Source organism: Streptomyces pactum, from assembly GCF_002005225.1.
Classification (GTDB): Bacteria; Actinomycetota; Actinomycetes; order Streptomycetales; family Streptomycetaceae; genus Streptomyces; species Streptomyces pactum_A.
This window is the reverse complement of sequence record NZ_CP019724.1, coordinates 4043449-4054936: the sequence shown is the minus strand read 5'-3', so window position 1 is coordinate 4054936 and position 11488 is coordinate 4043449. Positions and strand designations below refer to the sequence as shown.

Sequence of the window (11488 nt, the reverse complement as noted above, 5' to 3'; positions counted from 1 at the left end):
GCACACCATGAGGATCTTCGCGGATCTTGTTGAGTCTCTTACGCGTTCCTTAGCCTACCTAAACTGCGGCGAGGGTGCCTGGTGATCTCCGTGACGGTGCATAGCCGGGCATTCCGTGCGAAAAGGCACCCGGCGTGGTTCTCGCCGGGTGCCCTCGGAGCGGGCGGTTCAGTCCTCGCTGGACGCCGTCGGAAGCTTCGTCTGGATGAGATCCATGACGGTGGAGTCGGTCAGGGTCGTGACGTCCCCGAGCTGCCGGTTCTCCGCCACATCGCGCAGCAGGCGCCGCATGATCTTGCCGGAGCGGGTCTTCGGCAGCTCTGCCACCGGCAGGATCCGCTTGGGCTTGGCGATCGGGCCGAGGGCGGTCCCGACGTGGTTCCGCAGGTCGGAGACCAGGCTGCCGGTCTCCGTGACCGAGCCGCGCAGGATCACGAAGGCCACGATGGCCTGCCCGGTCGTCTCGTCCGCCGCGCCGACCACGGCCGCCTCGGCGACCGACGGGTGGGAGACGAGGGCCGACTCGACCTCGGTGGTGGAGATGTTGTGGCCGGAGACGAGCATCACGTCGTCGACGCGGCCCAGCAGCCAGATGTCGCCGTCCTCGTCCTTCTTGGCGCCGTCACCGGCGAAGTACTTGCCCTCGAAACGCGACCAGTACGTGTCGATGAACCGCTGGTCGTCGCCCCAGATGGTGCGCAGCATCGACGGCCACGGCTCGGTGAGGACCAGGTAGCCGCCTCCGCCGTTGGGCACCTCGCTCGCCTCGTCGTCCACGACGGTGGCGGAGATGCCGGGCAGCGGGCGCTGGGCGGAGCCCGGCTTGGCCTCCGTGACGCCCGGGAGCGGCGTGATCATCATCGCGCCGGTCTCGGTCTGCCACCAGGTGTCGACGACCGGGGTGCTGTCCGCGCCGATGTTCTTGCGGTACCAGATCCAGGCCTCGGGGTTGATCGGCTCGCCGACCGAGCCGAGGACGCGCAGGGAGGACAGGTCGAACTTCGCGGGGATGTCGTCGCCCCACTTCATGAACGTCCGGATCGCGGTGGGCGCGGTGTAGAGGATCGTCACGCCGTACTTCTGCACGATCTCCCAGAACCGGCCCTGGTGCGGGGTGTCCGGCGTGCCCTCGTACATGACCTGGGTGGCGCCGTTGGCGAGCGGGCCGTAGACGATGTACGAGTGCCCGGTGACCCAGCCGACGTCGGCGGTGCACCAGTAGACGTCGGTCTCCGGCTTGAGGTCGAAGACGGCCCAGTGCGTGTACGCCGTCTGCGTGAGGTAGCCGCCGGAGGTGTGCAGGATGCCCTTGGGCTTACCGGTCGTACCGGACGTGTACAGGATGAACAGCGGGTGCTCCGCGTCGAACGCCTCCGGCGTGTGCTCGGCGGACTGCCGGTCGACGGCCTCGTGCCACCACGTGTCGCGGGAGTCGTCCCAGGCGACCTCCTGGCCGGTGCGGCGGACGACGAGCACGTGCTCGACGGTGCCGGCGCGTTCGACGGCCTCGTCGACGGCCGGCTTGAGCGCGGAGGGCTTGCCGCGCCGGTAGCCGCCGTCGGAGGTGATGACGACCCGGGCGTCGGCGTCCTGGATGCGGGTCGCGAGGGCGTCCGAGGAGAAGCCGCCGAAGACGACCGAGTGGGCGGCGCCGATCCGGGCGCAGGCCAGCATCGCGATCGCCGTCTCCGGGATCATCGGCATGTAGACGGCGACCCGGTCGCCCTTGCGCACGCCCAGCTCCAGCAGGGCGTTGGCGGCCTTGGAGACCTCGTCCTTGAGCTCGGCGTAGGTGATGGCGCGGCTGTCGCCGGGCTCGCCCTCGAAGTGGATGGCGACGCGGTCGCCGTTTCCGGCCTCCACGTGCCGGTCCACGCAGTTGTAGGCGACGTTGAGCTTGCCGTCCTTGAACCACTTGGCGAACGGCGGGTTCGACCAGTCGAGGGTCTCGGTCGGCTTCTCGGCCCAGGTCAGCCGACGGGCCTGCTCGGCCCAGAAACCGAGGCGGTCGGCCTTGGCCTGTTCGTACGCCTCCGCCGTGACGTTGGCGTTCGCGGCCAGGTCGGCGGGGGGCGCGAACCTGCGCTCTTCCTTGAGCAGGTTGGAGAGGGAAGAAGTCTCGCTCATCGTCCCGTCTCCCCCCTCAGCAGGTTGGCCAAGGATTCGTTGCTCACGACATCTCCCATTCTCAGGGTTGTCCGTTGTGTCCCAGGCCACAGCTCATCAGACCCGGGGGGCCGATGACAAGGGTCGACGGGCAACTGGTTTAGACCTGTGGGGCGGTCGCCCGTCCTCGTGGCCAGTGGTCATCAGTACCCACGGATGCCGGTGGCGCGGGGTTCAGGGTTTGTAACGCCGCTCACACCCTCTCTCCCCGCGCCCCGGCTCGCCGTACCGCTCAGGCGGTCAGGTCGGTCTCCAGTACCAGCTCGAACACCCCGTCCCCGGCGTCCTCGGAGAGCAGGTACGCCTGGGCCTCGCCCACGTGGAAGTACATACCGTGGAGCTCCAGGTCGCCCGCGTCCAGCGCCCGGGACACCGCGCCGTGTGCGCGCAGATGCTCCAACTGCTGGACCACATTGGCCAGGCAGAGCTGCTCGGCCGCGTCGGCGGGCCGGCGTCCGGCCAGCAAGGGCCGGGCACCCTCGTCCTCGGGCAAGCGCTCCAGGCTCGGCAGCCCGTGCCGCAGCCACCGCTTGAGCGGGGTCTGCGCACCCCCGGGCTCGGCGCTGAGCAGCGCCTGCATGGCGCCGCACCCGGAGTGCCCGCACACCGTGATGGACCGCACCTTCAGGATGTCCACCGCGTACTCGATCGCGGCGGCCACCGAGTCGTCGCCGCTCTCCACGCCGGGCAGCGGCACGAAATTGCCCACGTTGCGCACGACGAAGAGGTCACCGGGGCCGCTGGACGTGATCATCGACGTCACCACTCGAGAGTCGGCGCAGGTCAGGAAAAGCTGGGAGGGCTGCTGTCCCTCGCGGGCCAGCCGGGCCAGCTCTCCGCGCACCAGCGGGGCGGTGTTGCGCTGGAACGCGCTGATGCCACGCGCCAGTTCCCGCCCGCTGGGTCCGCTGGGTCCGTGCGATCTGCCGGGTGAGTCGGTCCGGCCGTCCTTGCCGGTACCGCCGGCCCTGGGGGGCGCGTCGGGGTGTCCGGCCGGACCGTCGGGTCCGCCCGGGCCGGTCGCCGCGTCGGTGCTCCGGCCGGCGTCGCCCGGCCGGCCGGAGCCGGGCGGGGGCGCCGGGTGCGAGGGTTCGCACTGGTGGTTGCGCCAGGGTGTCCAGGGGCGGCAGCGGCAGCCGTCCACGTCGGCCGGTTCGGAGATACGGGTGCCGGGCCGACGGCCGGTGATGTCGACGGTGCCGCCTTGCGCGGTGTGCGTCTTCTGCCAGTCCTGCAGCGTCTCGTATGCCGCGTGGTCCATGAACGACCCGTCCAGCTCCACGACGGCATCCGCCCCTTGGGGCACGTGATGCAGGACGCGGCTGAGTCTGGGCACCGCGAGGAACGTCAACTGGCCTCGGACGTGTACGTGATGGGTTCCTTCCGTCTCGTCGTGCGTGATCCGGGTGCGGGTCAGGCGGTGCAGGGCGACGCCGACGGCCACGGCGATGCCCAGCGCGACGCCCTCCAGGACGCCGAAGAACACCACGCCGCAGGTGGTGACCGCGTAGACCAGAACCTCACGGTGGCGGGTCACCGTGCGGATGTGGTTCAGGGACACCATCTTGAGGCCGACGGCCATGACCAGGGAGGCGAGTGCGGCGAGCGGGATGAGCTCCAGGGCCGGGACCATCAGCAGTGCGGCGATCACTACGAGAACGCCGTGCAGCATCGTGGAGTTCCGGCTGACGGCACCCGCGGCCACGTTCGCGGAACTGCGCACGGCCACGCCGGCGATGGGCAGTCCGCCGAGCGACCCGGAGACGATGTTGGCGGCGCCCTGGCCGAGCAGCTCGCGGTCGAGGTCGCAGCGTTTGACCCGGCCGGTCAGGCCCGGCCGGGCGGAGACCAGCTTGTCCACGGCCACCGCGCCGAGCAGGGACTGCACACTGCACACCAGCGTCGTGGTCAGGACGGCCGCGACGAGTCCGAGTACCGGGCCCTCGGGCAGCGTGGCCAGAGCGTGGCTGCTCCAGGACGGCAGGTCGACCTTGGGCAGGCGAAGCCCGGCGAGCGCCGCGACCGCGGTGGCACCGGCGACGGCGATCAGGGCGGCGGGGAGCTTGCCCAGAAGCAGGCCCGCCCGGCCGGGGACGCGCGGCCAGAGCAGCAGCAGGGTCAGGGTCAGCACGCTCACCGCGAGGTCGGCCGGTCTGGGGCTCGCCAACTGGGCGGGCAGGGCGCGCAGGTTGTCGGGCACGGAGCTCTGCGGGGTGCCGCCCAGGACGATGTGCAGTTGGGCGACGGCGATGGTGACCCCGATGCCGGCGAGCATGCCGTGCACGATGGCGGGGCTGACGGCGAGCGCGGAGCGTGCCACGCGCAGACAGCCGAGACCCAACTGGGCGAGCCCGGCCAGCACGGTGATGGCGCAGGTCGTACGCCACCCGTAGCGCACGATGAGGTCGGCGGTGACCACGGTGAGTCCGGCGGCGGGACCACTGACCTGGAGCGGGCAGCCGCCGAGCCATCCGGCGACGATCCCGCCCACCGCGGCCGCGACGAGGCCGGCCTGGAGGGGGGCGCCGGTGGCGAGGGCGATACCCAGGGAGAGGGGCAGGGCGATCAGGAAGACGGCGATCGAGGCCGACAGGTCGGCGCCGGCGATGCGCAAGCGCCGGGGGCCGCCGGGCGGCGGGCTGTGAGGTGGATGGACGTGCTCGGTACGGGCCGAATCGGTACGGGCGGGGACGCAGGCAGACATGTTTCCCGTCTCCTCCGGGGCTGCGCGGTCGCGGTCATGGTCGGACCCCCGCTGGACGGGGGCGGTTCGCGGCCGTGGGTCACGGCGTACAGCGGCGGGGTGCCCGAGCGCTCGATGGTTGTGGTCGCGCTCTGTAAACAGATCGTAATTCAGAGTAAAGAAGAGGCATAGACTTTTCGCGCAAATGGAGTAATGAGCCGCTCAGGTGAGTGAAGCGGGCATTTCATCGGCTTGTCGTACTAATTCCTTCTCGCATTCGTGCCACCTTGACGGCGCTGACGGCACGTCCCGGCTCAGCACCCGACATCGCCCTCGTCGGCGTTGGCCCGAGAGAAGGAAGAAGGTGGGCGGAACATGGCCGCCACCCAGAGGATCGCCGTGCGCACCGCGATCGCCGCCGCGGTCTGCGCCGCGTCGCTCGCCGGTTGCGCGATCGGCAGCGGTACCGGTTCCGGCGAAGGGACGCACGGTCCGCAGAAGGAGAAGGGGAAAGCGGCACCGGCGCCCAAGAACGCGGTCCGGCTCATCGGCGACGGTTCCACCGCGTACACCGGGGCCCAGCCGCATCTGCCCCGCCCCGAACGCCTCAAGCCCGGTCAGAAGCCGCCGCAGTTCGTGGTGTTCTCGTGGGACGGCGCGGGCGAGGACAGCCAGAGGCTGTTCTCCCACTTCCGTGAAGTGGCCAAGGAGAACAACGCGACGATGACGTACTTCCTGAGCGGCGTGTACATGCTGCCGAAGGAGAAGCGGGACCTGTACCGGCCGCCGCAGCACTCCCCGGGCCGCTCCGACATCGGCTTCAACGACGAGCAGGGCATCGCCGACACCGTCAAGCAACTGCGGCTGGCGTGGTTGGAGGGCAACGAGATCGGCACCCACTTCAACGGCCACTTCTGCGGCGCCGGCGGTGGGGTCGGCGAATGGTCCGTCGAGGAGTGGACGGACGAGATCCGCCAGGCCAAGGAGTTCGTGAAGACCTGGAAGACCAACACCGGGATGAAGAACGCGGCGCCCCTCCCCTTCGACTACGACGAGGAGCTGATCGGCGCCCGCACCCCGTGCCTGGAGGGCCAGGAGAACTTCATGCGGGCCGCCGGTGAGATGGGCTTCCGCTACGACAGCAGCGGTGTGAACAATCAGGTCTGGCCGAAGAAGAAGCAGGAGCTGTGGGACCTGTCGATGCAGCTCGTGCCGTTCCCCGGACACACCTTCGAGCAGCTCACCATGGACTACAACTTCATGGTCAACCAGTCGGGCACCACCACTCAGGGCGACCCCGCCAAGCACGAGTTCTGGGGCGACCAGATGCGCGACGGCCTGCTGCAGGGCTTCCAGCGGGCCTATGACGGCAACCGCGCGCCCCTGATCATCGGCAACCACTTCGAGTCCTGGAACGGCGGCACCTACATGCGTGCCATCGAGGAGGTCATCGAGGAGGTGTGCACCAAGGACGAGGTGCGCTGCGTCTCCTTCCGGCAGCTCGTGGACTGGCTGGACGCCCAGGACCCGAAGGTCCTGAAGAAGCTGCGCACCCTGGACGTCGGTGAGGCCCCGAAGAAGGGCTGGGCGTCCTTCCTCTCGGCCGCCCCCGCACCGGCGCCGAAGGGCGTGCCCGGTGCGCCGGCCGCCAAACGGTAGCCGGCCCCGCCGGAGGGGTGCGGGCGTCGTCACGCCGGGGCGACGACTCCCTCGCCGAGGACGAAGCCGGGGTCGACCTGCGCCGCCAGGTCGGCCCCGGTGCGCTCGTTCCCCCAGGTGCGGGCGTTCTTCAGGTGGAAGTGGACCATCTGACGCGTGTAGCGCTCCTGGTCCCGCAGCTCGTACATCGCGTCGACGGCCGTGTGCAGAGTGCCCAGCGCGCGGCGGTTGGCCTCCTCCAGGAGTTCGAAACGGGGCGGCCGGCCCTTCTCCATGGCGCGCACCCAGTCCGAGTGTCCGACGGTCGTCAGGAGGTCGCCGCCGACCTGTTCACGGAGGAATTCGAGGTCGTCGGGTCCCTGCACCTTGTTGCCGACGACCTTCAGGGCGACGCCGAAGTCGCGGGCGTACTCCTTGTACTGGCGGTAGACGGAGACCCCCTTCCGGGTCGGTTCGGCGACGAGGAACGTGATGTCGAAGCGGGTGAACATGCCGGAGGCGAACGAGTCCGAGCCCGCGGTCATGTCGACCACGACGTACTCGTCAGGGCTGTCGACCAGGTGGTTCAGGCACAGCTCCACCGCTCCCGTCTTCGAGTGGTAGCAGGCGACTCCCAGGTCGGTGTCCGTGAAGGGCCCGGTGACCATCAAACGGACGGCCCGGCCGTCCAGTTCCACCGGCCGGGCGCAGGCGTCGTAGACCGGGTTGTCCTCGCGTACCCGCAGCAGGCGCGAGCCCTCGCCGGGCGGGGTCGTCTTGATCATCTTCTCGGCGGAGGCGATGCGCGGGTTGGTGCCGCGCAGATGGTCCTTGATCAACGGCAGGTGCTCGCCCATCGCGGGCAGTCCGGCCGCCTCCGCCTCGTCGAGCCCCAGCGCGGCCCCCAGGTGCTGGTTGATGTCCGCGTCGATCGCGACGACGGGCGCACCGGTGGCGGCGAGATGGCGGATGAACAGGGAGGACAGGGTGGTCTTGCCGCTGCCGCCCTTCCCGACGAAAGCAATTTTCATGTTCACCAAGAGTAGTGGTCGTGTAGCTGTAGGTGGCGCGAGGGTGTGGAGGTACGTGAGGAAGACCACTCGTTCGTGGGGTGCGGCGCCGGGATGCGTAGGGTCGTACTCATGAGTACGACAGGCGCGACCGCCGATCCGCTCGCGGCCCTGGGCGCACTGCCCGGCGTGGCCGAGTCCGTGGAGTCCGTACGCAAGGCCGTGGACCGGGTCTACGGCCACCGGATCATGCGGCGCCGCAGCAACGAGATCACCTCCGAGGCGGCCCTGCGCGGCGCCCGGGGCTCGGCGGCGCTGTCCGGGGCGGACTGGGCCCTGGAGGAGGTGCGCAGGCGGACCGACTTCAGTGGCGACGACGAGGCGCGTGCGGTGGGCGCGGCGCTGCGGCTGACCGCCGAGGCGGGTCAACTGCTGTCCATCTGGCGGCAGTCTCCGCTGCGGGTCCTGGCCCGGCTGCATTTGGTGGCGGCCGCGGACAAGGCCGACCAGGTCGGACGGCCCCGCCAGGAGGGCGAGCCGGTGGACGAACCGCTCGTCGAGCTGCCGCTGCCCGGTGCCGAGGAGGCGCACGGCCGCCTGGACGGCCTGGCCGCGCTGGTCATGGCGGGCGGTGCCGCGCCGGCGCTGGTGACGGCCGCCGTCGTGCACGGCGAGCTCCTGGCGCTGCGGCCCTTCACGACGCACAACGGCCTGGTCGCGCGCGCGGCCGAACGCGTCGTACTGATCAACAGCGGTCTGGACCCGAAATCGGTCTGCCCGGCCGAGGTCGGCCATGCCGAGCTGGGACGCGCGGCCTATGTGGCGGCGCTCGACGGCTACGTCTCCGGGACCCCGGAGGGTATGGCCGCCTGGATCGCCCACTGCGGCAGGGCCGTCGAGCTGGGCGCGCGCGAGTCGACGGCGGTGTGCGAGGCACTCCAGCGCGGGGCGGCGTAGGGAAAGGCGTAAGAACAGGAGAAATGCGGCGGTACGAGGACTCGTACCGCCGCTGGCATGACCGCCGGGTTACCAGGCGTCCTCGATATTTGCCCATCAGGTCGGGAACTTCGCCCGTCACCTGGTGCGGCTGGCCCGTAATCGACGGGTCGACGTCGCGTGGGTGCCCGGTGTCCATGCTCGGTCCGTGGGGCCAGATGCGTTCTTAAGGTGATCCTTTCGGATGTCCTTGGTCTCGCGGGCCGTTGATTCCTTTGTACTCCTGCCCCGAAGCAAGCGGAAGTGCCGACCGGACTTCTTTACTTTTGCGCTCATACGCGGGTGAAAGGGTGGATCCGGTTCAGCGGTTCAGGCCGCTGCGGACCGCCGTCGGCTCGTGTACCAGACGAGGCCCGCGGTGGCCGCCGCGGCGCCTATCGCGGCGGCGGCGACGAGTGCCGGACGCGGGGGTACGGAGAACCCGCGGATCCGCTGCTTGAGCCGTACCGGACGGTGGAAATCGAGAATCGGCCACTCGCGCGCGAGAGCCTCGCGGCGCAGCGCCCGGTCCGGATTCACCGCGTGGGGGTGCCCGACGGACTCCAGCATCGGCAGGTCGGTCGCCGAATCGCTGTAGGCGTAGCAGCGCGTCAGGTCGTACCCCTCGGACTTGGCCAGCTCCCGGATCGCCTCGGCCTTGGTCGGGCCGTACGCGTAGTACTCCACCTCTCCCGTGAAGCAGCCGTCGTCGCCCACGATCATGCGGGTCGCCACCACCCGGTCCGCGCCGAGCAGCTCACCGATCGGCTCGACGACCTCGGCGCCCGACGTGGAGACGATCACGACGTCGCGGCCGGCGGTGTGGTGCTCCTCGATCAGGGAGGCGGCCTCGTCGTAGATGATCGGGTCGATCAGGTCGTGCAGGGTCTCGGCGACGAGTTCCTTGACCAGTTGGACGTCCCAGCCGCGGCACAGTGCGGAGAGGTACTCGCGCATCCGCTCCATCTGGTCGTGGTCGGCTCCACCCGCGAGGAACACGAACTGGGCATATGCGGTACGCAGCACGGCCCTGCGGTTGATCAGCCCGCCTTGGTAGAACGACTTGCTGAACGTGAGCGTGCTCGACTTCGCAATGACCGTCTTGTCCAGGTCAAAGAAGGCCGCTGTGCGGGGCTTGGAGTGCGGCATGGAGTGGGGCAAGGAGTGGGGCAAGGAGCGGTTTTCCACGACCCCGAGCATAGGCGCAGCCCATTCGGCGTAAGGTGGGGCGCGTGGGTTTGCCTGAGATGGCTCTCGGGTACACCATGGAAGTCACGGATCGTTCGCGACCGTGCTAACCCGGTCCGACTCCTCCCCCCCCGAGTCGGCCGTGGAGACGACCCCCGCTCTCCCCCCCGGCGGGGGTCGTCGCATGTCCGGGTGGGTTTTCCCCTCTCTCCCGGCCCGGGCTCCGGGCTGAGGCCGCATTGATCGAACTTTCTTGTCATGTACATGGCTTACTACGGAGTGTAGTCGTCAGGCTGCTCTGCGGGAGTCGCGCAGAGGGGGTGGATGCGGGTCGGGGCTCACCGGTTTGAGTGACGCGATATTCACAATCGTTGAGTTGTCCACAGTTTCTGACCAAGATCCACATGTTTTTCCAGATCGCTGCACCGTGATTCCCATGCGTCCGGGCCGCGCCGAGTTCCACACCCGGTTCCGTTTGCCGGACGCGTATGGCCGGGTTCGACCGATGTACAAGTCGACGCGCAAGTCGGTGTCCAAGTCGGGCGTGCACCTCGGCCGTTCATATGGAGGCCATTGTCCGGTTCTTCACACGATTTGCAGTCGCGGGGTCACAAGGGCCGCGCGACAGATGTCGGGCGCGACCGCGGGAGTCGCAGCGAAGGGGGACGCAAGTCATGACCGGAACCATCACGCACGATCCGCCGCCCGCCTCCGGAGGGCGGCAGAGCGGGCCGTTGATCGTCACCGAGGACACGGAGCTCCTCGACGACCTGTTGCGCCTGTGCGCGGCGGCCGGCGCCACGCCGGAGGTGCACCACTCCGTGCCCGCGGCACCCACTGCCTCGGGACAGCGGGGCGGTTGGGAAGCCGCGCCGCTCGTCCTCGTCGGCGACGACGCCGCGCGACGTGTGCGCGGGGCCGTGCGGAGACGCGGAGTGGTCCTCGTCGGACGTGACCAGGACGACTCGGGGGTCTGGCAGCGAGCCGTCGAGATCGGCGCCGACCATGTCCTGATGCTGCCCGACGGCGAACAGTGGCTGGTCGACCGCATCGCCGACGTCGTGGAGGGCGTCGGCCGGCCCGCGCTCACCGTCGGCGTCATCGGCGGCCGGGGCGGTGCCGGAGCCTCCACGCTGGCCTGCGCACTCGCCGTCAGCTCCGCACGAGAGGGGCTGCGCAGCCTCCTCGTGGACGCCGATCCGCTGGGCGGCGGGCTCGACGTGCTCCTCGGCGGGGAGACGGCCGAGGGGCTCAGGTGGCCCGCGTTCGCGGCGTCGCGGGGGCGGGTCGGCGGCGGCGCCCTGGAGGAGTCGCTGCCCGAGCTGCACTCGCTGCGGGTACTCAGTTGGGACCGGGGGGACTGCGTCACGGTGCCGCCCCAGGCCGTACGGGCGGTGCTCGCGGCGGCCCGGCGCAGGGGCGGCACGGTCGTCGTGGACCTGCCGCGCCGGATCGACGACGGCGTCGCCGAGATCCTCGCCCAGCTCGACGTCGGGCTCCTCGTCGTCCCGGCCGAATTGCGGGCCGTCGCGGCGGCCGGCCGGGTGGCCGCCGCGGTCGGCATGGTCCTGCGCGACCTCCGGGTCGCGGTACGCGGGCCGTACGCCTCCGGACTCGACGACCGAGAGGTGGCCCGGCTACTCGGACTGCCCCTGGCGGGCGAGGTGCCCGTCGAGTCCGGCCTCTTGCGTGCCACCGAGAGCAGGCGTCCCCCGGGCACGCCCGCACGCGGGCCGCTGGCGCGCTTCTGCGGGCAGTTCTGGGAGCGGGCGCTGGTGGAGGCGGGTGGGGCCGCGTGAGGGCGCTGGTGCGGCCTGAGGGAGCGGCT

7 protein-coding genes are annotated in these 11488 nt (G+C 70.2%); 3 read left to right on the top strand and 4 right to left on the bottom strand.

Annotated features, from left to right (window positions below; all coding sequences use genetic code 11):
• Positions 1–168: 168 nt before the first annotated feature.
• Together acs and B1H29_RS16935 are read right to left on the bottom strand one after the other, a co-directional pair.
• Positions 169–2127, bottom strand: coding sequence for an acetate--CoA ligase (gene acs / locus B1H29_RS16940; protein WP_055418673.1), 1959 nt, complete (start codon positions 2125–2127; stop codon positions 169–171).
• 271 nt (positions 2128–2398) lie between these two features.
• Positions 2399–4870, bottom strand: a complete 2472-nt coding sequence (locus B1H29_RS16935) for a SulP family inorganic anion transporter (RefSeq protein ID WP_055418672.1) — start codon at positions 4868–4870, stop codon at positions 2399–2401.
• Positions 4871–5224: 354 nt separating this feature from the next.
• On the opposite strand from B1H29_RS16935, the gene B1H29_RS16930 reads away from it, so the two are divergent.
• Positions 5225–6508 (top strand): polysaccharide deacetylase family protein, encoded by a 1284-nt coding sequence (locus B1H29_RS16930; protein WP_055418671.1) that lies wholly within the window; start codon positions 5225–5227, stop codon positions 6506–6508.
• 29 nt (positions 6509–6537) lie between these two features.
• Here the strand turns inward: B1H29_RS16930 and B1H29_RS16925 are convergent, their stop codons facing one another.
• Positions 6538–7518, bottom strand: coding sequence for an ATP-binding protein (locus B1H29_RS16925; RefSeq protein ID WP_055419003.1), 981 nt, complete (start codon positions 7516–7518; stop codon positions 6538–6540).
• Between the two features lie 111 nt (positions 7519–7629).
• Here B1H29_RS16925 and B1H29_RS16920 point away from each other — a divergent pair, with 111 nt between their 5' ends.
• Positions 7630–8454, top strand: a complete 825-nt coding sequence (locus B1H29_RS16920; RefSeq protein WP_055419002.1) for a hypothetical protein — start codon at positions 7630–7632, stop codon at positions 8452–8454.
• Positions 8455–8802: 348 nt separating this feature from the next.
• Here B1H29_RS16920 and B1H29_RS16915 read toward each other — a convergent pair whose 3' ends face one another.
• A complete protein-coding gene (locus B1H29_RS16915) occupies positions 8803–9672 on the bottom strand; it encodes an HAD family hydrolase (protein ID WP_409350911.1) in 870 nt (289 codons plus the stop codon).
• Positions 9673–10334: 662 nt separating this feature from the next.
• Here B1H29_RS16915 and ssd point away from each other — a divergent pair.
• Positions 10335–11459 (top strand): septum site-determining protein Ssd, encoded by a 1125-nt coding sequence (gene ssd, locus B1H29_RS16910; RefSeq protein ID WP_055418669.1) that lies wholly within the window; start codon positions 10335–10337, stop codon positions 11457–11459.
• The last annotated feature ends 29 nt before the right edge of the window (positions 11460–11488 follow it).

Coding starts and splice junctions, on each gene's coding strand:
- B1H29_RS16915 (WP_409350911.1), bottom strand. CDS start 9,672: ATGCTCGGGGTCGTGGAAAACCGCTCCTTGCCCCACTCCTTGCCCCAC.
- B1H29_RS16920 (WP_055419002.1), top strand. CDS start 7,630: ATGAGTACGACAGGCGCGACCGCCGATCCGCTCGCGGCCCTGGGCGCA.
- B1H29_RS16925 (WP_055419003.1), bottom strand. CDS start 7,518: ATGAAAATTGCTTTCGTCGGGAAGGGCGGCAGCGGCAAGACCACCCTG.
- B1H29_RS16935 (WP_055418672.1), bottom strand. CDS start 4,870: ATGTCTGCCTGCGTCCCCGCCCGTACCGATTCGGCCCGTACCGAGCAC.
- acs (WP_055418673.1), bottom strand. CDS start 2,127: ATGAGCGAGACTTCTTCCCTCTCCAACCTGCTCAAGGAAGAGCGCAGG.
- ssd (WP_055418669.1), top strand. CDS start 10,335: ATGACCGGAACCATCACGCACGATCCGCCGCCCGCCTCCGGAGGGCGG.
- B1H29_RS16930 (WP_055418671.1), top strand. CDS start 5,225: ATGGCCGCCACCCAGAGGATCGCCGTGCGCACCGCGATCGCCGCCGCG.